At 72.6% G+C, this 22,080-nt stretch carries 18 protein-coding genes; 7 read left to right on the top strand and 11 right to left on the bottom strand.

Annotated features, from left to right (window positions below; genetic code table 11):
* Position 1 precedes the first annotated feature (1 nt).
* The 7 genes from ispH to GA0070604_RS13445 all read right to left on the bottom strand — a co-directional run bounded on the left by ispH (position 2) and on the right by GA0070604_RS13445 (position 9,333).
* A complete protein-coding gene (gene ispH / locus GA0070604_RS34150) occupies positions 2-1,555 on the bottom strand; it encodes a 4-hydroxy-3-methylbut-2-enyl diphosphate reductase (RefSeq protein ID WP_208602038.1) in 1,554 nt (517 codons plus the stop codon).
* Entirely contained in the window at positions 1,552-3,504 is a 1,953-nt protein-coding gene (gene shc / locus GA0070604_RS13470) for a squalene--hopene cyclase (RefSeq protein WP_091118261.1), read from the bottom strand. The genes ispH and shc overlap by 4 nt, the downstream gene beginning before the upstream one ends.
* On the bottom strand, positions 3,504-4,511 hold the full coding sequence (locus tag GA0070604_RS13465) for a polyprenyl synthetase family protein (protein ID WP_091118260.1): 1,008 nt from the start codon (positions 4,509-4,511) through the stop codon (positions 3,504-3,506). The genes shc and GA0070604_RS13465 overlap by 1 nt, the downstream gene beginning before the upstream one ends.
* Positions 4,508-5,875 (bottom strand): hydroxysqualene dehydroxylase HpnE, encoded by a 1,368-nt coding sequence (gene hpnE, locus GA0070604_RS13460; protein WP_091118259.1) that lies wholly within the window; start codon positions 5,873-5,875, stop codon positions 4,508-4,510. The genes GA0070604_RS13465 and hpnE overlap by 4 nt, the downstream gene beginning before the upstream one ends.
* Positions 5,872-6,741, bottom strand: a complete 870-nt coding sequence (hpnD, locus tag GA0070604_RS13455) for a presqualene diphosphate synthase HpnD (RefSeq protein ID WP_091118258.1) — start codon at positions 6,739-6,741, stop codon at positions 5,872-5,874. The genes hpnE and hpnD overlap by 4 nt, the downstream gene beginning before the upstream one ends.
* Positions 6,738-7,595 carry a squalene synthase HpnC gene (hpnC, locus tag GA0070604_RS13450; protein WP_091127096.1) on the bottom strand — a complete coding sequence of 286 codons (858 nt, stop codon included), beginning with the start codon at positions 7,593-7,595 and terminating at the stop codon, positions 6,738-6,740. Before hpnC ends, hpnD begins: the two co-directional genes overlap by 4 nt.
* A gap of 271 nt (positions 7,596-7,866) precedes the next feature.
* Positions 7,867-9,333, bottom strand: a complete 1,467-nt coding sequence (locus tag GA0070604_RS13445) for an MFS transporter (protein WP_167363451.1) — start codon at positions 9,331-9,333, stop codon at positions 7,867-7,869.
* 289 nt (positions 9,334-9,622) lie between these two features.
* Here GA0070604_RS13445 and GA0070604_RS13440 point away from each other — a divergent pair, with 289 nt between their 5' ends.
* Positions 9,623-10,486 carry an SAM-dependent methyltransferase gene (locus GA0070604_RS13440; protein WP_091118256.1) on the top strand — a complete coding sequence of 288 codons (864 nt, stop codon included), beginning with the start codon at positions 9,623-9,625 and terminating at the stop codon, positions 10,484-10,486.
* Between the two features lie 29 nt (positions 10,487-10,515).
* Here the strand turns inward: GA0070604_RS13440 and GA0070604_RS13435 are convergent, their stop codons facing one another.
* Positions 10,516-11,475 (bottom strand): MBL fold metallo-hydrolase, encoded by a 960-nt coding sequence (locus GA0070604_RS13435; protein WP_244161874.1) that lies wholly within the window; start codon positions 11,473-11,475, stop codon positions 10,516-10,518.
* A 220-nt stretch (positions 11,476-11,695) separates the two neighbouring features.
* Between GA0070604_RS13435 and GA0070604_RS13430 the strand changes: the two genes are divergently transcribed.
* Complete coding sequence (locus GA0070604_RS13430) at positions 11,696-12,673, top strand: helix-turn-helix domain-containing protein (RefSeq protein WP_167363450.1); 978 nt, start codon at positions 11,696-11,698, stop codon at positions 12,671-12,673.
* Positions 12,674-12,816: 143 nt separating this feature from the next.
* Complete coding sequence (locus GA0070604_RS13425) at positions 12,817-13,419, top strand: GNAT family N-acetyltransferase (RefSeq protein WP_091118254.1); 603 nt, start codon at positions 12,817-12,819, stop codon at positions 13,417-13,419.
* A 44-nt stretch (positions 13,420-13,463) separates the two neighbouring features.
* Here the strand turns inward: GA0070604_RS13425 and GA0070604_RS13420 are convergent, their stop codons facing one another.
* The gene (locus tag GA0070604_RS13420) at positions 13,464-14,090 is read right to left on the bottom strand and encodes a hypothetical protein (RefSeq protein WP_091118253.1); all 627 of its coding nucleotides are present in this window, start codon (positions 14,088-14,090) and stop codon (positions 13,464-13,466) included.
* A 97-nt stretch (positions 14,091-14,187) separates the two neighbouring features.
* On the opposite strand from GA0070604_RS13420, the gene GA0070604_RS34290 reads away from it, so the two are divergent.
* Both GA0070604_RS34290 and GA0070604_RS13410 read left to right on the top strand, forming a co-directional pair.
* The gene (locus GA0070604_RS34290; RefSeq protein WP_091118252.1) at positions 14,188-14,484 is read left to right on the top strand and encodes a DUF5919 domain-containing protein; all 297 of its coding nucleotides are present in this window, start codon (positions 14,188-14,190) and stop codon (positions 14,482-14,484) included.
* Positions 14,485-14,628: 144 nt separating this feature from the next.
* Positions 14,629-14,904 carry a hypothetical protein gene (locus GA0070604_RS13410; RefSeq protein WP_091118251.1) on the top strand — a complete coding sequence of 92 codons (276 nt, stop codon included), beginning with the start codon at positions 14,629-14,631 and terminating at the stop codon, positions 14,902-14,904.
* 177 nt (positions 14,905-15,081) lie between these two features.
* Here the strand turns inward: GA0070604_RS13410 and GA0070604_RS13405 are convergent, their stop codons facing one another.
* Positions 15,082-18,447 carry a S8 family peptidase gene (locus tag GA0070604_RS13405; RefSeq protein WP_141721285.1) on the bottom strand — a complete coding sequence of 1,122 codons (3,366 nt, stop codon included), beginning with the start codon at positions 18,445-18,447 and terminating at the stop codon, positions 15,082-15,084.
* A 123-nt stretch (positions 18,448-18,570) separates the two neighbouring features.
* On the opposite strand from GA0070604_RS13405, the gene GA0070604_RS13400 reads away from it, so the two are divergent.
* Entirely contained in the window at positions 18,571-19,569 is a 999-nt protein-coding gene (locus GA0070604_RS13400; RefSeq protein WP_091118249.1) for a helix-turn-helix transcriptional regulator, read from the top strand.
* Between the two features lie 72 nt (positions 19,570-19,641).
* On the opposite strand, the gene GA0070604_RS13395 is transcribed toward GA0070604_RS13400, so the two are convergent.
* On the bottom strand, positions 19,642-20,295 hold the full coding sequence (locus tag GA0070604_RS13395) for a GOLPH3/VPS74 family protein (RefSeq protein ID WP_091118248.1): 654 nt from the start codon (positions 20,293-20,295) through the stop codon (positions 19,642-19,644).
* Positions 20,296-20,490: 195 nt separating this feature from the next.
* On the opposite strand from GA0070604_RS13395, the gene GA0070604_RS13390 reads away from it, so the two are divergent.
* Positions 20,491-22,008, top strand: a complete 1,518-nt coding sequence (locus tag GA0070604_RS13390; protein ID WP_091118247.1) for an APC family permease — start codon at positions 20,491-20,493, stop codon at positions 22,006-22,008.
* Positions 22,009-22,080: the final 72 nt, after the last annotated feature.

Genomic DNA, 22,080 nt, shown 5'->3' with positions numbered 1-22,080 from the left:
CTCACGGCTGACGTACCTCCTTCGGCAGGGTGAAAGCGACGTCCTCGACGGTCGTGGTGTGCTCGCTCACCTCCCTCGCCCCCAGCCCGGTGAGTGCGGCGACGACCTCGTCGACCAGCGCGGGCGGCGCCGAGGCGCCGGCGGAGACACCGACCGTCGCGGCACCGGCGAGCCACCGCAGGTCCACCTGGCTCACGTCCTCGACCAGGTACGCCCGCGTGCCGGCCCGCTCGGCCACCTCCACCAGTCGCCGGGAGTTCGAGGAGTTGTCCGAGCCGACGACCAGGACGACGTCGGCCCGGGCGGCGACCTCGGTGACGGCCTGCTGCCGGTTGGTGGTGGCATAGCAGATGTCGTCGGAGCCGGGGCCGGTCAGCGCCGGAAACCGGCGACGCAGGGCCTCGGCCACCCCGGCCGCCTCGTCGGTCGCGAGGGTGGTCTGCACCAGGTAGGACACCCGGCTCGGGTCGTCCACCCGTACCGTCTCGGCGGCAGCCGGGTCGGGCACCAGGCGGATCCGTCCCGGGGCCTCACCGAGCGTGCCGTCGGTCTCCTCGTGGCCGGCATGCCCGATCAGCAGCACGGTGTCGCCCCGGCCGGCGAACCGGCGCGCCTCGGCGTGCACCTTCGCCACCAGCGGGCAGGTCGCGTCGATCACCGGCAGCCGCCGCTCAGCCGCGGCCTGGCGCACCGCGGGCGCCACCCCGTGGGCGGAGAAGACCGTCAGGCCGCCCTCCGGCACCTCGTCGAGTTCGTCCACGAAGACCGCCCCGCGATCCCGCAGGTCGGCCACGACCCGGGCGTTGTGGACGATCTGCTTGCGGACGTACACCGGCGGGCCGTGCTGGCGCAGCGCCTGCTCCACCACCGCGATGGCGCGCTCCACCCCGGCGCAGAAGGAACGGGGGGAGGCCAGCACGACCTGGCGCAGGCTGCTCGCCGCCGCCCACTCGGCCAGTGCCGACGCCACGACGGGCAGCACGGCCAGCGCGGTGCGGACCCGGCGGAGCGTGGCCGGCCGGTACAGCGGCCCGGCCGCGGGGTCGGCGACCACCCGGACGCAGGCCGCGGGCCGCTCGCCCCGGCCGGCCAGCAGCCACGCCGATTCGCAGTCTGCGACCAGCGCGCCGGTCGCGGCCAGCCGGGCCCGGGCCGCCCCGTCGACCAGCCGGTCGGTGCTGAGCACGGGCCCGACGTGCACCCGCAACCCGCGCCGGCGCAGCGCCGCGGCGAGGAGGGGGGCGTCCGGCAGGAGCACCACACGCGCGGGGCCGTCGTGCGCCGACGGGTCCACGCGTACCTCGCTGGCCACCACGACGTCGCCGGTCGCCAGCCCGGCGGCCAGCCCTCCCCCGATCCCGGCGACGGCGACGGCGGCGCTACCAACCGGGCGGCGGGCGGCGGTCGCCCGGGCCCGCCGCGGCCCGACGCCGGTACGGCGCAGCGTCGGTCGCCCAGGTGAGTCCTGCTGGGCCAGCCCGCGCCGCAGCGCCGACGCCTCCATCCGCATCGGCGCGTAGAGCGTCCAGGGTGGTCCGGCCGCCGGTGCGGTCACGGCAGCACCTCGACGTCGAGGCCGGTGGCGCGCGCGTCCAGGATCCGGCCGAGGGCGCTGATCGGGAAGACGAGCCGGTACAGGCCGTAGTTGATGTAGAAGTCGCCGGGGAAACCGGTCCCGGTGTACTGCGGCTCGTCCCAGCCACCGTCCGGGCGCTGGGTGTCGACCAGCCAGCGCACCCCACGAGTGGCGGCCTCCCCCGCCCCGTGGCCGGCGGCGTGCAGCGCCAGCAGCGCCCACGCGGTCTGCGACGCGGTGGACTCGCCGCGCCCGACCCAGGCCGGGTCCCGGTACGAGCGCAGGTCCTCGCCCCACCCGCCGTCCGGATTCTGGTGCGAGCGCAGCCAGTCGACGGCCCGGCGGATCGCCGGGTGCCCGGGCCGCAGTCCCGCGGCCACCAGGGCCGGCACCACCGCCCCGGTGCCGTAGACGTGGTTGGCCCCCCAGCGGCCGAACCAGGACCCGTCCGGCTCCTGCGCCCGCAGCAGCCAGGCCACGCCGCGCCGCACCGGCGCCGTGTCGGCGAGGTTTTCTGCCGCCAGCGCCTCGACGATGTGCGCGGTCACGTCGGCGCTGGGCGGGTCGATGACCTCGCCGAAGTCGCAGAACGGGAGATCGCCGAGCACCTCTCGGGTGTTGTCGGCGTCGAAGGCGGCCCAGCCGCCGTCGCGGCACTGCATGCCGAGCAGCCATCGGGTGGCCCGCAGCACGGCCGCGTCGGCCGGCACGTTGGTACGCCGCAACGCCAGGATCACCTCGGCGGTGTCGTCCGTGTCGGCGTACCCGTCGTTGTCGAACTCGAAGGCCCAGCCACCGGTCGGGGTGTGCGGCCGGCGGACCGCCCAGTCGCCGCGCACCCGGATCTCCTCACTGAGCAGCCAGGTGCTGGCCCGTTCCAGGGCGGGGTGCCCGGCCGGCAGCCCGGCGTCGGAGAGCGCGGTGACAGCGAGCGCGGTGTCCCAGACCGGTGACTGGCAGGCCTCCAGCCAGCGCATCGGGCCGTCCGGGCCCGGCTGGCGCACGGTGAACCGGTCCAACCCGGCCAGGCCGCTGCGCAGCACCGGGTGCTCCAGCGGGTAGCCGAGCAGGTGCAGCGCCATCAGCGAGTACACCCAGGGCGGCTGGATCCCGCCCCACGATCCGTCGGCCTCCTGGCGCGCCACGATCCACTCGGCGGCCCGGCGCAGCGCGTTGCGGCGCAGCGGGCCACGGGCGATCCGCTCGTAGCCGGCGGCGAGCCGGTCGAGGCGGTGCAGCACGCCCGGCCGGGAGAGCAGCCGGGGTGGCCGCGGCGGCGCGGCGGCGACGTGCAGTTCGTCGACGGTGAAGCCGAGCTTCCGCACCGGGCGCAGCGCGCGGACGATGGACAGCGGGACGATGGTCTGCCGGGCCCAGCAGGCGAAGTCGTAGATGTTGAACGGCATCCAGGGCGGCAGCAGCACCAGTTCGGGCGGCACGGCGGGCAACCGGGACCAGGGCCAGTGGCCGAACAGGGCCAGCCAGAAGCGGGTGAAGACCCGGCTGGCGGCCAGCCCGCCGTGCTCACGGACGAACGCGGCCGCCGTCGCCATGTGCGGGGCCTCGGGCGGGTCACCGTCCAGCCGCAACGCCAGGTACGCCTCGATGGTGGTGGACAGGTCCCCCGGGCCGCCGTGGAACAGGGCCCAGGAGCCGTCCGGCCGCTGCTGGGAACGGATCCACCGGGCGGACTCGGCGGTCTGCTCAGCGGTACGGATGCCCAGGAACTGCCGCAGTAGGAGATCCTCGGCGTCCATGGTCACGTTGGTGGCCAGGTCGCCCTTCCACCAGCCGGCCTCGTCCTGCAACCCGAGCAGGTGGTCGCGGGCGCGGCGCAGGGCTTCCCGGGCGGCGTCGGATGGCGCCTCGCCCGCTGGCGGGGCGGCGATGACGGACCCGGTGGGCTTCGGCGAAAGCAGTTCGGTCATCAGTGATCCCGTCCGGTGATGAAGGTGGTGATGTCGGCGAGTTCGCGGCGTACGTGCTCGGGCAGGTCCAGGGCGGCCAGTTCCGCCCGGGCCCGCTCGGTCTCCCGCGCCGCCCGCTGTCGCGTCCACTCGCGCGCCCCGGTCGCCTCGATCAGCGCGGTCGCGCGGGCCACGTCGTCGTCGGCCAGCGGGGCCGGCGACCGGTACAGCTCGGCCAGGGTCCGGCCGGCCCGGCCACCACCGGTCACCGCCCGGACGACGGGGATGGTGCGCTTGCGGGCGCGCAGGTCGGAGCCGACCGGCTTGCCGGTACGTCGGGGGTCGCCCCAGATGCCGAGCAGGTCGTCGACGAGCTGGAAGGCGAGCCCCAGGTGCAGGCCGAACCGGGACAGCCCGTCGACCAGCGCGGCGGGGCCACCGCAGAGCAGCGCACCGAGCGCGCACGAGCCGGACAGCAGGGCGGCGGTCTTGTCACCGGCCATGGCCAGGCACTCGTCGAGGGTGACGTCGTCGCGGTGCTCGAACGCCAGGTCGGCGGCTTGTCCCCGGATCAGGGCGCGCACGTCCAGGCCGAGCCGCCGCACCGCCGCACCGCCGCCGGGGACCTCCGCTAGGGCCTCGTACGCCAGCCCGATCAGGGCGTCACCGGCGAGGATGGCAGAGCTGACCCCGAACACGGTCCAGGCGGTGGGCCGGTGGCGGCGCTCGGTGTCGCCGTCCATCACGTCGTCGTGCAACAGGGAGAAGTTGTGCGTCAGCTCGACCGCGGCGGCGGCCGGTACGCCGGCGTCGGGTTCGGCCCCGGTCGCCTGGGCCGACAGCAGGGCCAGCGCCGGGCGCAGTCCCTTGCCCTGACAGACAGCGGGTGACCCGTCGGCGTTCCAGTAGCCCATCTGGTAGCCGGCCACCAGCCGGTTGCCCGAATCCAGCCGGTCCAGCAACACCCGGATGGCCGGTTCCACGTACGTGTGGATTTGGCTGGTGCTGTGGCTGTGCGCGATGGTCATCGTGCGGCCTCCGTGTGGTGTCGGGGCCGGGACGCGAGCTGGCGGGCGACGACGTCCGCGGCCTCCTGGCCGCTGCGCACCGCGCCCTCCATCGTGTCCGGCCAGCCCGTGTCGGTCCATGCGCCGGCCAGCACCAGCCCGGGTAGGCGGGTCGTCGTGGCCGGCCGGTACGCCCGGGTGCCAGGTGCCTGCCGGAAGGTGGCCCGCGGCTCCCGGGTGACGAACGCGTCGCGTACCGGGGTGTGCCGCGTGGCGGGGAACAGGGCGGCGAGCGCCGCGCGCTGGGCCGCCACCAGTTCGGCGGCGGGCCGGTCGATCTCGGTGTCGGCGGCCGACAGGGACACCACCACCTGCTGTGCGTCGCCCGGCAGGGGCCGGGTGAAGATCCACTGTGCCGGGGACTCCACGGCGGCGGCCATGGTCAGCTCGGTGACCTGGTGCGCGTAGCGCAGGTGCACGTTGACGATCGGCGCCGCGCCGAGCCGGTGCCAGTCGCCGGCGCCGGGTGCGGCGGCCGGCGGGACCAGCGAGGAGGCGACCTGGTGCGGCACGGCCAGGACGACGGCGTCCGCGGCGATTTCGCCGTCGCTCAGGCCGACGCGGAAGCCGGGGGACTCCGGGTGGATCCACCGGACGCGGGACCGGGTGTGCACCCGGGCGCCGAGCCCGTGCAGCAGCCGCCGGGCCGGGACGGCGTGCAGGTCGGTCAGCGGGACGAGCGGACGGCCGATGTCGCCGGCGTCGGCGCTGTCGAGCAGCCCGGTGCGGAACACGCGGGCCGCCAGCGCCAGCGACGCGTGGGCGCTGGGCAGGTTCAGCGCGGCCACGGTGACCAGATCCCAGAGTCGGCGTACGGCCCGCTCGCTCTGCCCGTGGCCGGCGAGCCAGTCGCCGAAGCTGCGCGCGTCGGTCTCCGGCAGGTCCGGGTCGACGTGCTGGAGCGCGGCGGCGGCCCGCACCGCGGCGAGCCGCTCCGCGGGGGTGAGCAGCCGGTATCCGGCCAGTCCCGGCAGCAGGTGGGCCGGCGCCGGCAGCCGGCGGCGGGCCAGCAGGTGCGGTGCCCGCCCCGGAAGCAGCACCGGTACCGCGAACCGTGGTTGCACCTCGACGTCGTCGGTGACGCCGAGCCGGTCGAGCAGCCCCCGGTAGGCGTGGTAGCACCGGAGGAAGACGTGCTGGCCGGTGTCCACGGTCAGCCCGTCGCGACGGAAGGAGTAGGTGGCTCCGCCGAGTTCGGGTCGGCTCTCCAGCAGCGTCACCGGCAGTCCCTGGTCGGCGAGCCGGACCGCCGCGGCGATGCCGGCCAGGCCGCCCCCGATCACGCACACGCTGCCGGCGCCGTCCGGCACCCGGGCGGCGGTCATGCGGAACGTCCGACGAGCGCGCGTGCGGCCACCCACGCCTTCTCCCGGCCGGGCAGCGACACCCGGCTGTGGGTGACCGCCAGCGGGTCCGCCGCGATCCGGGTGAGCAGTCGGCGGTAGATGCCGGCCATCGCGGCGGTGCAGGCCGCGCTGCGCCGGTCGAGCAGGGGTAGCAGCCGCAGCCCGTTGTCGTACCACTCGGCGGCCCGGCGGGCCTGGAAGCGGACTAGTTCGATCAGCCGTTCGGGCGGGTCGGCGAACCGGGCACCGTCCAGCCGCAGGGTGCAGCCGAACCGGTCCAGGTCCTCGGTCGGCAGGTAGATCCGCCCGTTCATCCGGTCCTCGACCAGGTCGCGCAGGATGTTGGTCAGTTGCAGCGCCACCCCGAGGGCGTCGGCGAGCGGTTCGGCCCGGCCCGGGTCGGTGGCGCCGAACACCCCGAGCGAGAGCCGGCCGATCGAGCCGGCCACGCAGCGGCAGTACCAGTGCAGGTCGTCGAAGGTGTCGCAGGTGCGTCCGGTCACGTCGGCGGCGCAGCCGTCGATGAGCTCGTCGAGGGCCGCCAGCGGGATCGGCATCCGGAGCGCGGCGTCGGCGAGCGCGGTGAGCACCGGGTCGCCGCCGTCGTCGCCGGGCAGCAGGTGCAGCGCCTCCCGGGTCCGTGCCAGCTGGTCCAGCTTCTCCTCCGGCGGCAGGGTGCCGTCGCCGATGTCGTCGATACGCCGGGCCGTGGCGTAGATGGCCGACAGGGCGCGACGTTTCACCGGCGGCAGCAGCCGGATCCCGTACGCGAAGTTGGCCGCCTGGCTGCGGGTGATCTGCTCGCAGCGCCGGTAGGCCGTGTCGACGTCGCAGACCGTGGTCATCCGGCGCTCCTCACGGTGGCGGCCAGCCAGCGGTGCAGGACACGCCGGCCCCGAGGGCGGACGGTGGCCGGCAACGGGTCGTGGCCGGCCATGGCCAGCGCGTCGAGGGTCGCCCGACCGCCGGCCAGGTAGCCGCTCACCGCGAGCCTGGCCCAGCCGTGCAGCGCCGCCACGAGCGGAGCGCCGGCGTCGAGCCACGCCCGGGCCCGTTCCGCCTCGAACTCGATCAGCTCCCGGAGCTGGCGGCTGGCGGTGGGACGGGCGAGGTCGGCCTCGGTGACGTCGAACCGGTCCATGTCCTCCGCCGGCAGATAGATCCGGCCGCGCTGGTGGTCCTCGGCCACGTCCTGCAGGTGCTCGACGAGCTGCAACGCCGTGCAGACCCGGTCGGACAGCGCGACCCTGTCCCATCCCACCTGCCCGAAGACGTGCAGGACCAGCTCGCCGACCGGGTTGGCCGACAGGGTGCAGTACTCGACCAGCTCGTCGAAGGTGGCGTAGCGGGTCACCCGCTGGTCGACCCGATTCGCCTCGATCAACCGGACCAGCGCGTCGAGGGGCAGCCGGCACTCGGCCACGGTCGGGGCGAGGGCCCGCACCACCGGGTGGGTCACCGCACGGTCGGCGTACAGGGACCGCAGCTCGGCCTCGATGTCGTCGAGGGCGGCGAGCCGGTCGGCCGGGCCTGGCAGGGGCTCGTCGCCGAGGTCGTCGACCTGGCGGGCGTATGCGTAGACCGCGAGCAGATGCCGGCGGTACCGGCCGGGCAGGACCCGCAACGCGACCGGAAAGTTCTCCCGCGACCGGGCCTGCTCGACCCGGCGAACCGCCGCGACGGCCGTGCGTTGGCTCATCAGCATTCCTTCCTGGCCGGGCACGGGGCCGACGGTGTCTGCTCGTCCGGGCAGCGCCCGGTGCAGACGCCGCCGGTGTCGTGGGGCGTACCGCCCGATGCGGGTTGGAGCGGTTGGTCGGACCGCGCGCGGCGATGGGCGGCGCGGGTGGCGCCGGGGAAACACCGACCCCCGGAGCCAGCTTGAATTCACCTTAACCATGCAGATCGGTGCCAATTCCCTGAATCGCGCCAAATCCCCTGAGCCGAGGCGGGGCGTGGACAGCCCCGGCTCAGGCCGTGGCGGGGCGCTGGGACGCGGCCGCCGTCGCCACGTCGATCGGGTACACGCGCCGGGCGGCGAACAGGATGAGCCCGTTGGCCGCCAACGGCCCGAGCATGATCAGGAATGTGTCGCGCAGACCGATGCCCGCGGCCTGCCCGGCCGCTCCGCCGAGCCGGTCGGCCAGCCACCCGAAGGTGGCCGGGGCCCCCGCCTCGGCCACGAGCCGCAGGACCGTCCGCAGGCTCTCCGCCCGGCCCCACAACTGGCCGGGGACGATGTCCAGCCGGGCCGCGTCCAGCGGTGGATTGGCCGCCGCCAGGGCGGCCGCGCCGAGCGCGATCAGCGGCAGCGCCACCACCAGCGAGGGCAGCCACACCCCGGGGAAGAAGAAGATCGCGGCGGCGACGTAGCCGACCGCGGGCACGACCACCCGTACGCCGACCCGGCCCCGGGCCAGCGCGCGGTCGGCGAGCCGGCCGGAGAACACCACACCGGCGAGCGCCGCCGCCCCGATCACCAGCAGCGGGCCACCGAACGCGGTCTGCGAGATGCCGAAGTGCCGGGTGGCGAAGACGACGACGAAGGTGCGCAGCCCCGCGAAGAAGAAGTATCCGGTCGCCGAGGCCAGGATCAACAGCCGGTTGGTCGGGATCGACAACAGGTAAAGCATGGCCCGCTGGACCGACCACTGGTTCGGATCCTCCCGCAGCACCCGGCCGCGAGCCGGCTCGATGCCGTGGGTGGACACCACCGCCCGCGCACGGTCGGCGCTCGGTCTCCTCGGGCTCGGCCGGTCCGGTTCGGCTCCGCCCCGCGGCGATGACGGCCAGGCCGCACCGCCCCGCGCCGGCTCACGCAGCAGCCGCCACAGCGCCACCGCCAGTCCCGCGCTGGCCACCCCGAGCAGGAAGAACGCGGCCCGCCAGGAGATCGTCGCGGCGAGCTCGCCGCCGGCCAGCAGGCCGAACCCGGCGCCCACGATCTCGCCGGTGAGAATCCAGCCGAGCACCGTCGCGCGCTCGGCGGGTGGGATGAGATCGCCGATCAGGGAGACCACCACCGGGCCGGACGCGGCCACGGCCGCACCGAGCAGCAGCCGGGTGCCAAGCAGCCACCAGTAGTTGGGTGCCAGCCCGCCGGCGACCATGGCCACCGCCCACAACGCGACCGTGATCACGAGCAGGCGCACCCGGTTGGTCCGGTCGGCGAGCACACCCAACGGCACGACCGCGAGCACCCCCACGCCCGACGACGCCGTCGCCAGCAGGCCGAGCCGGGCGTGGTCGATGCCCAGCCCCGCCTCCAACTGCATCGCCGCCGCGCCGACCGTTCCGACGTCCGCCCCGTTCAGCGAGAGCACCAGGGCGAGCAGGATCACGGCACGGACCGCCTCCGGCCCGCCCGCCAGCCGGCCGGCCAGCCGGCCGCCACCGCGCTGGTTGCCGTCCTGGCCTGTCCCGTCCGACCTGGCCATCGTCGCCCGACCCGCCGTTCTCGGACACCGGTCGGTGCCCCGTCCCCGACTCTGCCGCACGGGCGGGCCCGCCACGTCGCAATCCGTGAGGGCGACCAGCGCCCTCGCCACCAGGGGCCGCCCGGGCCTGCGGCGGTTCCCCGGATCGCGCTCGGTCGAGGAAGCGGTGGCCCTCATCGGCCGAGGCTCTCCGATACCACTCGCTCCTGGATCGAACACGATCTTGGCGCGGCGCGGGAGGGACGGCCGGGGACGGGTCCACCGGCTAGGATCCCGGTTGATGCCCACTATGGACGGGGAGGTCGCGGTGGCGGACACGACATCAGGGGTACGCTCGGGGGCGGAGCAGCCGCCGTCGGCGCGGATCGACCCGTCCGTCCCGCATCCGGCCCGCCGCTACGACTACTGGCTCGGCGGCAAGGACAACTTCGCGGCCGACCGACAGTCCGGCGACGCCGTGGCGGCCGCGTACCCGCCGATCCGGACCACCGTGATCGAGAACCGCCGGTTCATGCACCGGGCCGCCCGGTACCTGGCCGGGACGGCCGGCATCCGGCAGTTCCTCGACATCGGGACGGGCATCCCCACCAGCCCCAACATGCACGAGGTCGCCCAGGAGATCGCCGCCGACACCCGGGTCGCCTACGTCGACAACGACCCCATCGTGCTCGCGCACGCACGTGCCCTGCTGACGAGCACACCGCAGGGCGCCACCGCGTACATCGACGCGGACCTGCGCGACCCGGAGCGGATCCTGAGTCACCCCGACGTCCGCGCCACCATCGACCTCGACCGGCCGGTCGGACTGATGCTCGTGGCGATCCTGCACTTCCTGACCGACGCCGACGACCCCTACGGGATCACCCGCCGGCTGGTCGAGGCCCTCCCCTCAGGCAGCTACGTGGTGATCTCGCACGCCACCACCGACCTGGTGCCACCGGAGGTCGCCGTCCACGCCGCGCCGGCCATCGCGACCAGCATGATCGACATGGCCATCCGGACCAGGGACGAGTTCGCGGCGTTCTTCGACGGCCTGGAGCTCGTCCCGCCGGGCATCAGCCCGATCACCGAGTGGCGTCCGGAGGTGCCGCCGGAGCAGCGACCTCCGGCCGCGCAGGCATCCATGTACGCGGCGGTCGCCCGCAAGCCCTGAGCCCGGCCACCCGTTAAGGTCGGCCGGCGTCACATCGGCGCCGGCACCACCTCGGTCCACGGCTGCCGCAGATGCGCGGTGGCCAGCACGGTCCGGCAGGCTCTCGCCTCGGCGAGCAGTCGCTGACGGGACTGGCGGGCGGCCTCGGGATCGGCCTCGTACCGGTAGGCGACCCCGGGATCGACGAGTTGGACCGCGTGCACCAGCACGTCACCGGTGACGATCACCTGCTCGCGGCCGTGCTCGACGACGACCGACTGGTGGCCCGGGGTGTGCCCCGGTGTGGGGATGACACGGATCGACCCGCCCGACCGGCCAGGGGCGGAGGCGAGACGGGTGCCGCCATCGACCTCGTCGAGCTGGCCGGTCGCGCGCAGCGGGTCGACGACGTACGCCCGGGCCGCGTCGCCGGCCGACAGGGCGGCCACCTCGCTCCGCTGGACGACGTAGCGGGCGTTGGGGAACATCGGCGTCCCGTCCAGCCCGACGGACCAGCCGAAATGGTCCTCGTGCAGATGGGTCAGCACCACCACGTCGACGTCCGCCGGGTCGATCCCGGCACGCTCGAGCTCGGACGGAAGCCGGCCCGGTGTCGGCGCCCACCCCCCGGCCGGACTGCCGTCGGGCCCCACCCCGGTGTCGACCAGCGTCAGCCGGCCCCGTGGCCCGCGGATCGCGTAACAACGGAAGTCGAGCTGCCAGGTCTCCCCGGGGCCGAACGCGCCGGGGTCGACGCCCCGGGCGAGGTCCCAGTCGTGCGAAGTCGCCTGTGGAAAGGCCACCTGCCGGTCGAGGAAGAACGGCCCGGCCGCGTCGAGCAGCGGAATCACCTCGAACGCGCCAACCGATCGTGCCGCCAGGGGCCTCCCCTTCCTGCCGGTCGGGCCGGCGCTCGCCGGATCGGCGACGCCGCCGGCGCCGGCGGCCGTCAAGGCGGTGGCGGCGAGCAGAAGGGTCCGTCGCCTGACCCGGGGGGAAGTCTCGTTCACGGCAGCCACCTCTCGTTCGAGCCGGGCGACACCCCCGGCGCGTCAGGGACCGACGCTAGAACCGGCACGGGTACGCCGGTACGACCGTGGCACCGCGCCGACCTGATCCTGCCGATACCTGACCGGATCTCACCGCCGCTCCGGCCTGCTCCGGTTCCTAGAATCGATGCCACGACCCGGTCCCGGCCGGGCGGACGCGGGAGGCGGAGGAGGTCGCCGGATGCCGCTGGACGGACCCGGCGTGGCCATGCTGGCCTACCCCGGCGCGGGCAGCTTCGACTACGTGACCGTCAACGAGATCTTCGGCGTGGACTACTCCGACCGGTTCGGCTCGTGGTACCGGACCCGCACCTGTGGACTGGTGCCGGGGGCGGTCGACCTCGACGGCGGGGTCACCGTCCGGGCGGCGTACGGGCTCGACGACGCGGAGCACGCCGATCTGCTGGTCGTTCCGGGCTGGACGAGGGAGCGGAAGGTCCCGCCGCAGGCGTTGCTGGCGGCCCTGCGCCGAGCCCACGGGCGTGGAGCACGGATCATGTCGATCTGCACCGGGGCGTTCGTGCTCGGTCACGCCGGCCTGCTCGATCACCGGCGGGTCACCACGCACTGGGCGATGGCCCCGCTGCTCGCTACGCTCTTCCCGACCGCGATGGTGGACCCGCGCGCCCTGTTCGTCGACGACCGGCGCGTGCTCAGCGCCGCCGGGATGTCGGCGGGGATGGATCTCGCGCTGCACGTCGTACGCGGAGACTTCGGCGCGGATGCCGCCGCCGCCCTCGCCCGGCGGCTGGTGCTGGCCGGCTATCGCAGCGGGGGCCAGGCCCAGTTCGTCGACTCGCCGCTCAGCCCCGATCCGGGTGACCCGCTGCCGGACCTGCTCGACTGGATGCGCCAGCACCTGGCGCAACGGTGGTCGCTGCACTCACTGGCAGGCCGGGTGCACATGAGCCCGCGTACCCTGGCCAGGCGCTTTCAACGGCTCACCGGGATGAGCCCACACCGATGGCTGGTGCGGGAGCGGATCCTCGCCGCGCAACGGCTGCTGGAGACCGGTGACGAGTCGGTCGAACAGATCGCCGCCCGGACCGGCATCGGCTCGGCCGGCAACCTGCGGCACAGCTTCCGGCGCGAACTCGGCATCTCGCCCCAGGCGTACCGCGCGACGTTCCGCTCCCGTCGAAGCGGCCGTGATCTTTGAACGCCGTCCTGGTCGCCGTCTCTCCACAGCGGCTTTCCGATCCCTCCGATATGGATTCTCAACGGGCACATTGCACCCTGCTGTAACTGGTAGCCTACTCGGCGCTCAACAGTTGACCCGACGACGCCAGGCAGGGGAAGACAGTGGCCGATTGGCAGGGAGAGATCCGGCGAGCGTCGAACGCCGACGCCGAACTCGTCGCGACGGTCATGGCGGAAGCGTTCATGCGGGACCCGGTCAGCGGATGGATCTTTCCCGACGAGGAGCATCGGGCGAAGGCGCACCCGGCGTTCTTCGGCGCGTTCGTCGACCTCGTCCTCGACGCGGGTGAGGTCTATCTGGCGGGCGAGGGCGAGGGTGTCACGCTCTGGCTGCCGGCCGACGGCGGCGACGAGGCCGACGACGGATCGGACCTGCTGCAAACCCTCGAAGCGTCGGTCGGCCTGGAGGCGACCAAGAGGTTCGCCGTCCTCGACGGGCTGATGGCGGCGAACCATCCGAGCGAGCCGCACTGGTATCTGCCGTTCATCGCGGTGCACCCTGACCGGCAGGGCACGGGTGTGGGTTCGGCCCTGCTGCGACACAAGCTCGCCCGGCTCGACGAGATCGGTTCGGCGGCCTACCTTGAGGCCAGCTCGCCGCGGAACGCGGCGCTCTACGCGCGGCACGGGTTCGCGTCCGGTGCGCCCACCCTGGATCTGCCGGAGGGACCGAGCCTCTATCCGATGTGGCGTAACCCCGCCTGACCGGACACCAGCTCGACGCGGGGTGGGTGCCGGTGCGACCGTGGTCAGTTCGGTGTGATCAGGTCCTCGACCGGCCCCCACTCCAGCCTCCTGTCCGACGTGAGCGCGGCCTCGCCCCAGGAGACCGCGAGCAACCCCTCGTCGGAGTTGCAGGCGAAGCCGATGAGCAGCACCTTGGGCCGGGAAGCCAACTGCTCGATCGCCTGTCGAAGGAGCGTGCGGTCGCGCGCCTCGTCCGGGTTGAGCGGCATGCCCGGCAGGATGGGTTCCTCGTAGTCCGGTTTCGGCCCGAAGAGGATGAGCAGGTCGCGGACCAGTTGGCTGCGCACCCGCCCACCGACCCTGCACATGTCGACGCCGCGGCGTCTCGCGTACAGCCAGGGCAGCAGCAGGTGGTCGCGGCAGATGGTGACGCGCACCTGCGCGCCGGGCGGGTGCACGTCCGTCACGCCGGGCAGGTCCCGCAGGTGCTCGTGCAGGGATTCGTACTGCTGCTTCCAGCGGACGGGGCCGAACGCGTGGTCGGTGTCCAGGGCCGAAGCCTCCCGAGCCTGCTGCGCGAGTTCGACGGCGCGGCACAGGGCCTTGGGTATCCGCGACCGGAGGTCGCGCGCCAGGTCCGGTCCGAACTTCTCGATCGACCATCGCGACGGTTCGTCGACGACCCCCATATCGCTCACCCCACGTGCCGAAGCAATCACACACCGACATCACGGTCTCATACATCTCGATGTCAGCGACAGGCCCGCAACAGGCAGCCGACGGCAAATGATGCAGCCGACCTCCCATAGCCGGGTGGGGCCAGAGACCGTCGGCCTGTCCATCACCCTTCTCTGTCAGGACTACGCGGACCGACGTTGGCAGGCTCTCCTGGCCAGTGGCGCTCAGGTCCGGTGCCTGTTTCTCGATCCGCTCGGCGATTCAGGCCCGCGAGTTGGAGGAAGGCTTCCCCGCCGGCCAGCTCTCGGCGCTTTCGTCATCCGCCGAGACCGGCCCGGCACCGGGCTGTTCCCGATGTTCGAGCAGGTCTTCGAGTCGCAATGGCAGCGCGGGCGGGCGTTGTGACGGACTACCGGGACCTGCTGCCAATAGCGGAGGAAGCCGTGGCGACTCCTGCCGCCATGTCCCAGGCGTAGCTGGCCCGTCTAGCGGTGACCGGAGACGTTGGCCGGGCTGGCGGCTCGGGGCAGGAGTTGCCACGCTGTCCGCATGGACCAACGTGACGACCGGGAGTCTGATGTCCAAGGGCTCCTCGACGAACTGTGCATCGAGCTGGGCTTCTGCCTGCCTCCTGCGGAGAACCGTCGGCTTCGCGAGTCTCCTCCCTTGGAGGTGGACAGCTTCACCGACGCGGTCTTCGAGGCCGAGGGGATGGGCGACATGCGCCACACGGACCTCCGCCGCCAGGTGCGAGCCGTCGTCGACCAGCACATGAGGCGATGGGCGAAGACCGACGAACAACCAGCCGGAGAGCAGGCCCGGTAGACGTTCATGGTCACCGCACCAGCGGCATAAGGAGGGAAGAACGTCCTTGGTCGCCTGCACCGCTCCCCGGTGCTGCGGATCGGCGAGCTGATCGAACTGTTGGCCGGTTGACGACCACTGTCGTCAACCGGCCAACCTCGGTGGGGCTTTTCCGCCGTCTAGCGACGGGTCATGGGATCAGCGGGCGGGTGGCAGCTGCCAGGCCCGGATGACCGTCTGCTCGATCCGGTTGTTGTCGGCGTCCCACGCCTCGACCCGCAGGGCCACGAAACCGTTGGTCTCCGCCGGGTCGCGGTTGTCGAGGGTCACCTCGAACCGGCCGCCGTCGAGGTCTCGGACGGGGCGCTTCTGCCAGGTCTTGCCGTCGTCGTACGAGATCGACACCTTGGCGCCGCGGATTGCGGGGCTGTCGGCGCCGGCCTGGTGGCCGACGGTGAGACCGAGGGTCAGCGGGCCCTTCCGGTCGTTCGGCTGTGCGGTGGTGTTGCGCAGGTCCACCGGGACGTTGTAGTCGACCTGCAGCAGCGGCAGCACCACCGGGCCCGAGGTGGAGCCCTTCGACTGGAGGGTCCAGGCGGTGTGGGTCTCGGTGGAGGTGGTCCACCAGGCCGCCTTGCGGGCCACGTCGAGCTCGATCCGGTGCTCGGCCCGGTCCGGGCTGACCGTGATCGTGCCCTGGGCACGCGGGCCCTGGCCGAGCAGCCTGCCGTTCTCGTAGACGCGGATCGCAGTGGTGTCGACCCCGCTGTCCGCCATGCCGTAGTGCCCGTCGGAGTCGAGCCACTCGTACGCGAAGAGCGTGAGCAGGTCCCCGTCGCGGGTCGTCGGCACTCCCGGCTCAAGCTCGCTGCCAGCGTTGAATCCGGGCCGGGCCACCTGCCGGAACCAGCTCTGGTCGCGGCGCTCGCCCGGCTTGTAACAGGTGGTCGGCTCCCTCAGTTCCCCGATGTACGCGAGCGCCCCGTACATCCACTGCGCGTAGCAGTTTTCCTCGGCCACCAGGTATTCGACCCGTTCCTGCGGCGCCGCGTGCATGGTCGCGACCTGGCTCGACGCGAGCGACCAGGGTCGGTAGAAGTGCCGCAGCTCGAGCATGGTCTGCCCGGTGACATCGCTGTGGTAGCGGTTGTTCACCCGGGCCAGCCGGGCGGGATCGGCCACGAAGGCCGGGTCGGCGGGCACCTGCCCGTGGAACGGCACGACCAGGTCGTACAGGATCGAGTTCTGCGGCCCGGCGACGAGCCGCTGTCGGGTGTACAGCTCGAAGTCGCCGCGAGTGACCGGCGCGGTCGGCGTCGCGGACACCAGGGAGGGGGATGCGTGGATGTTGTGGGCGAACGGCCAGCCCGATTCGGTCTCGCGCCACCACCCGAGAACCGCGACGCCGGTCGGAGTGGCCGGTTCCGGGGTCACGATCCTGACCGGGGCGGCCTGCCGCGCGTCGAACACCAGCGTCGTGTCTGCGTCGATCTTGATTTCGGGATCGCCGACCCAGGTCCGTTCCGGCAACGCGCCCTGCTGCTTGTTCGGGGTGTAGATGTAGCCGGCCACCGAGTAGGTGCCCGGTGGCACCCGCAGCGTGACCGTGCCGTCGTCGAACCGGTTGTCGATCTCGATGAACCGGCGGGTGTCCTTCACGTCCAGCACGTCGATCATGCCGAGCGCGTTGGCGGGCTGGCCGTTACGGTCGATCCCCTTCACCCGCAGTTCGTAGCGCACCCCTTCCTTGTAGTAACCCACCGGGATGTGGTTGACAGCCCCACCGTTCCGGCTGGCCGTCAGGTAGCCGCCGTAGATCCCCTCAGCGCCGACGCGGACGTCCAGGGTGACGGTGGCCTTGGCGGTGCCACCGGGCTTGATGATCAGCGAGGCCGGCGAGACGGTGAGCATGTCGGCGCTCGCGGCGGTTCCCTCCCGGTTCTTGACGTCGAGCGCCAGGTCGATGGTGACCGTCTCCGTGCTGCGGTTGGTGTAGCTGACCGTGGTGTTCACCGGGGCGGTATCGCCCTGCGGGTAGGCGAAGTAGCCGAGGCTCAGCGGCGACCGGTCGGGCAGCACCGGCGAGTTGACGGCGTTGCGCATATCCAGCCGCCCACCGCCCTGCTGGTAGACCTCAAGGTCGCCGTTCGGCACCGCCGTGCTCGCCAGCGCCGCCTTGACCTCGGCCGGCGATAGGCCCGGGTTCTGCTGGAGGAACAGCGCCGCCGCGCCGGCGACGTGCGGGGTTGCCATGGAGGTGCCCGAGGCGGCGGTGTAATAGTCGTTCACCGGGCTGCCCATGCCGGTCCCGGAGGCGCGGCCGGCGACGATGCCGACGCCGGGGGCGGTGAGGTCCGGCTTGATCGCGTAGTCGCCCGCCCGCGGGCCGTAGCCGGAGAAGTACGCCAGCTGGTCGGCCTTGTCGACCGCGCCCACGGTTAGCGCGGCATCGGCCGTGCCGGGCGCCTCGACCGTGCCCTCGCCGTACTGTCCGGAGTTGCCGGCCGCGATCACGAACAGGGTGCCGTACTGCTCGGTGAGGGCGTTGACTGTCTGGCTGAGTGGGTCGGTTCCGTCGGTGAAGCCGCCGCCGAGGCTCATGTTCACCACGTCCGCCCCCTGGATGGCGGCCCACTGCATGCCGAGCATGATCGCCGAGAACGGGCAGCCCTCCTGGGCGCACACCTTGCCGGCGAGCAGCTGCGCCTTCGGTGCCACACCGGTGTACTTGCCGCCGGAGGCCGCGCCGGTGCCGGCGATGGTCGTCGCCACGTGGGTGCCGTGCCCGTGCCAGTCGCGCGGGCCCCCGCTGTCGGTGAAGTCCTGCGTGGCGAGCACCCTGCCCTTCAGGTCCGGGTGGTCGACGTCGATGCCGGTGTCCAGGACGGCCACGGTGACCCCGGCGCCGTCATAGCCGGCGGCCCACGCCTCGGGCGCGCCGATCTGCCGTACGCTCTCGCTGAGCTCGACCGTGGCCAGCCCGTCGAGCCAGACCTTGTCCACACCGGCCAGCGTTCCGGTCCCGGCCAGGCTCTTGGCTCCGGCCGCACCCGAGGGCTGCGCGGAACGCCACCACTGCCCGTTCCGGTCGATGGTGGCGGCGACCGCGTTGATGCTCGGTAGCTGCGCCGTAACCCGGGCACCCCGTGGCGCGGCGAGGGTGCGGGCAGCCTTCGGTTCGTAGCTGACGATCACCGGCACCGACTCGTGGTAGTCGTACTCGGCCAACTTGGTGACGTTGAACAGTTCCCGGTCCAGCACCTCGGGGACCAGCGGTGCGGCGTCGGACGGGATGATGTAGGTCTCATCGCCGTAGGTGAGCGTCTCGAACGAGACGTCGCCGTCGCGGTCGGCCTCCTCGATGGTGAAGGCGGTCCGCCCGTCCGGCCCGGCCTGCACGACGACCCGGTCACCGGTGACCAGGGTGACGGTCTCCGTGGCGGACGGGTTGGCGACCGGGTTCAGCCCGGACTTGTGGTCAGGGCTGGCCGACGCGGCGTTGGTCGCCGCCCCGGCCATCAGGAGCGCCAGCGCACCGGCCAGCGCGGGTCTACGGAGATGCAAGGTTCCTCCCGACGGATCTTCAGAATTCCCTCGTAAACCTGCGGTCGGGGCGCGCGGAGGTCAAGGCTCTGATGTTGGTCGATAGTTACCATTGTCTAGAAGTGATCAAGGGAGGTCCGGGCCGTGCGCGACAACGACCGGGTGCTGGGCGAGGTGGGCGTCAGCGACAGTGCCGAGCGGGTCTACCGGTCACTCCTGGCCAATCCCGGGGCGAGCGTGACCGAACTGCGGGCATTGACCGGCTTCGGCCAGCGGCGGTTGCGCGGTGCGCTGTCCGAACTGGAAGGCAAGGCGATGGTCACCCGACGCAGCGGCTCCCCGGCCCGCTACCAGTCGGTGCCGCCGGACGTCGTGGTCGAGGTCCTGGTCCGCTCGCGGGAGGAGGCGCTGCACCGGGTACGCCTCGACGCCAAGCGGCTCGCGTCGCTGCACCGCGTGCCGGCTGAGCAGGACCGGGTCACCGAGCTGATCGAGGTCATGACCAGCCGGGAGGCGTACGCCGAACGCTGGAAACAGTTGCAACTCGGCGCGCGCCGCAGCCTGGACGTCTTCGTCCGGCCGCCGTTCGCGCAGCAGCGGTTCGAGGACTCCGAGTCGTTGCAGGAGCGGCTGCTCGCCCGCGGCGTGCCATCTCGCGGGATCTACGACGAGGAGGCGCTGAAGCAGCCTGGCATGCTCGAGCACGCCCGGAAGATGGCTGCGCTCGGGGAGGAGGCACGGGTCGTGAAGGGGCTACCGATGAAGCTGTCCCTGTCCGACCGCCGCACCGCCCTGGTGCCGTTCGTCCAGTCGGACCCGATCAGGGCCGCCGACGCGGGCCTGGTGGTGCACGAGTGTGCCCTGCTCGACGCGCTTGTCGCGCTCTGGGACATCTACTGGGAGCGCGGCGTGCAACTGCGGTTCGACGGCCAGGAACTGTCCACCAGGTCCCGGGCGGCCGATGAGGACACGGTGTTGACCCTGATGGTCAGCGGGATGAAGGACGAGGCGATCGCCGCCCGGCTGGGGGTGTCGGCGCAGACCGTACGCCGCCGGATCTCCGAGATCCAACGGCGCCTCGGCGTGAGCACGCGGTTCCAGGCCGGCGTCGCGCTGGGCCGGCAGGGCTGGCCGGCCAGATAGCAGTCGGACCAGCGGACCGGAGGCCGGCCGGAGCGGCCGCTGCGGTCGCTCGGCACGGCGACGGCAGGCCGGTCAGCGCCGCACGCTGACGGTGGTCGCGTCGAGCGCGGCGACGACGGCGCCGAGCAGGCTGTGCAGCGGCGGCGGCAGGAGCTTTCCGCACTCCCGCATGCGGGCGCTCACCGGCGCGTCGAAGACGTTGGGGCCCAGGCCCACCGCCTCGATGAGCGCGGCCAGCAGGAGCGATTCCACATCGATTTCGGCGGCGTTCTGACGCATCATCAGCGCGGTCAGCCGAACCCGTGGGGAGGCGGCGTGGTTGGGGTCGACCGCCGGCCAGCGTACGGACCGGGCGAGCAACCGCCCCTGTTCCCGCCGCACCACCCCGGCGGTCGCCAGCCGGGTGCCGACGCGCTCGCAGATGTTGAGGTGATCGCGCAGATACCGTATCCACAGCCGGATCGGGTGCGCGCCCTCTCGCCGCATGATCTCGGTGGCCAACAGATCGGTCAGCGGCTCCTGCCACAAACGTCCGTCGATGGCGGCCATCCTGCCGTCTTCGACGGCAATCCGACGCTCGAACATCAGTTCCGCGAGAGCGGCGCCGGCGAGGGCGCAATCGAGCCGATCCGGGGCGCCGTGCGGTTTGCCGGAAAACTCATCATGGCCGATGAGAAAAAGCGCGTCTGCGAGCCGGAACGTCGGGTGTGCGCTGGGGTAGGTCATGAGTCCATCCTCAACAGCCGGCCTGAGCATCGACACGGCACGGTACGGCATGACCACGCGCAGTTCAATTCGGACGATCGGTCGACAGATCCGGTGATCATGCGGAGCGGGGTTGTGACGATCCGTGATCACCAATACTCTGCTCCCGGCTCTTCTAACACGGGCTCCATCCCCCTCAACCGCCCTGGAGAAGTCTTGTCGGCTGATTCGTTTTTCTCTGATAGCGGGCTGCGCCGTGGCCGTCTCGGCACCGCTCACCTCGTTTTCTTCACCGTCGCCGCCTCGGCGCCGTTGACCGTTCTCGGCGGCGGTGTCACCACGATGTTCGCCGTCAGTGGTAATGTCGGCGCCGCCCTCGGATACGTGCTGCTCGCCGCGGTTCTGGCGGTGTTCGCCACCGGCTATGCCGCGATGAGCAGATACGTGGCAAACGCCGGCGCTTTCTACGCCTACATCGCGAACGGTCTCGGCCGGGCCGGTGGCGTGGCCGGTTCGGCGGTCGCCCTGGCGGCGTACAACGCCATTCAGATCGGTCTCTACGGCCTGATCGGCGCGATCCTCCAGGAGTTCTTCGCCACCAAGGCGGGGCTGGATCTCGCCTGGTGGGTCTGGGCGCTGCTCGCCTGGGCGCTCGTCGGCTTGCTCGGCGTCCTGCGGATCGACCTGAACGCCACCGTCCTGGCGGTCCTGCTCGGTCTCGAGTGCGTGGTCGTACTCATCTTCGACGCGGTGGCGCTCACCCACCCGGCGGCGGACGCGGTCAGCTACGCCGGCATCGATCCGAGCAAGCTGTTCACCACCGGCTTCGGCGCGGTGCTGGCATTCACGATCGCCTCCTTCACCGGCTTCGAGAGCGGCGCCATCTACAGCGAGGAGGTCAAGGATCCCCGGCGGACGGTGGCTCGGGCCACCTACATCGCGGTCGCCTTCACCGGCCTCTTCTACGCCGCCTCCGCCTGGGCGCTGACCGTGCTGACCGGTCCGCAGAACGCGGCCCAGGCCTCCGCGGACGCGGGCCCGGGCGTCGTCTTCGGCGCGCTGGACCAGTACGCCGGCGCGGTCGTCGCCGACATCGCGAACGTCCTGTTCATCACCTCGGTGCTGGCGGCGCTGCTCTCCTTCCACAACGGCGTCGCCCGGTATCTCTTCGCGCTGGGCCGGGAGGGGGTCCTGCCCCGCTTCCTCGGTGCGACCTCGCCCCGCAGCGGTGCTCCCCTCGCCGGCTCGCTCGTGCAGAGCACGCTCGCGGTGGTCGTCTTCATGGCCTTCGCGCTGGCGGATCGGGACCCCATCATCGACCTGTTCACGTGGTTCTCCGGCGCGGCGGCGGTCGGGGTGGTGCTGCTGATGACGCTGACCTCCGCCGCCGTGGTCGGGTTCTTCAGCGGCCGGCGGGGGCCGGAGACCCTCTGGCAGCGGGTGCTCGCGCCGGTGCTCGGCACGGTCCTGCTCAGCGTCGTCCTGGTGGTGCTGCTGTTCAACTTCGACGCGCTGCTCGACCCCGGCACCGCCGCCTACCTCAGGTGGCTGCTGCCGGCGATCCCGGTGCTCGCCGGGGCGGTCGGCCTCATCTGGGGCTTCGCCCTCAAGTCGGCCCGCCCGCAGACGTACGCCCGGATCGGGCGGGTCGCCGAGGACGGGCTGCACGAGCCTGGCCTGCACCCGTCGCCGGACCCGGCCCGCGACCGGTGGGTGCACGCCGGCCAGCGGTGAGGGCCGCCCCGACCCACCGGGTGACGGCCCGCCCGACATCGCCGGGCGGGCCGTCACGCCAGGCCAGGTATC

Source organism: Micromonospora eburnea (assembly GCF_900090225.1).
GTDB lineage: Bacteria > Actinomycetota > Actinomycetes > Mycobacteriales > Micromonosporaceae > Micromonospora > Micromonospora eburnea.
This window is presented reverse-complemented; position numbering and strand designations above follow the sequence as displayed.

Excerpts from the sequence above, each read along its gene's own strand:
- shc (WP_091118261.1), bottom strand. The coding sequence starts at position 3,504 with ATGACCGAACTGCTTTCGCCGAAGCCCACCGGGTCCGTCATCGCCGCC.
- GA0070604_RS13465 (WP_091118260.1), bottom strand. The coding sequence starts at position 4,511 with ATGACCATCGCGCACAGCCACAGCACCAGCCAAATCCACACGTACGTG.
- hpnE (WP_091118259.1), bottom strand. The coding sequence starts at position 5,875 with ATGACCGCCGCCCGGGTGCCGGACGGCGCCGGCAGCGTGTGCGTGATC.
- hpnD (WP_091118258.1), bottom strand. The coding sequence starts at position 6,741 with ATGACCACGGTCTGCGACGTCGACACGGCCTACCGGCGCTGCGAGCAG.
- hpnC (WP_091127096.1), bottom strand. The coding sequence starts at position 7,595 with ATGAGCCAACGCACGGCCGTCGCGGCGGTTCGCCGGGTCGAGCAGGCC.
- GA0070604_RS13445 (WP_167363451.1), bottom strand. The coding sequence starts at position 9,333 with ATGGCCAGGTCGGACGGGACAGGCCAGGACGGCAACCAGCGCGGTGGC.
- GA0070604_RS13440 (WP_091118256.1), top strand. The coding sequence starts at position 9,623 with ATGGACGGGGAGGTCGCGGTGGCGGACACGACATCAGGGGTACGCTCG.
- GA0070604_RS13430 (WP_167363450.1), top strand. The coding sequence starts at position 11,696 with ATGCCGCTGGACGGACCCGGCGTGGCCATGCTGGCCTACCCCGGCGCG.
- GA0070604_RS13420 (WP_091118253.1), bottom strand. The coding sequence starts at position 14,090 with ATGGGGGTCGTCGACGAACCGTCGCGATGGTCGATCGAGAAGTTCGGA.
- GA0070604_RS34290 (WP_091118252.1), top strand. The coding sequence starts at position 14,188 with ATGATGCAGCCGACCTCCCATAGCCGGGTGGGGCCAGAGACCGTCGGC.
- GA0070604_RS13410 (WP_091118251.1), top strand. The coding sequence starts at position 14,629 with ATGGACCAACGTGACGACCGGGAGTCTGATGTCCAAGGGCTCCTCGAC.
- GA0070604_RS13395 (WP_091118248.1), bottom strand. The coding sequence starts at position 20,295 with ATGACCTACCCCAGCGCACACCCGACGTTCCGGCTCGCAGACGCGCTT.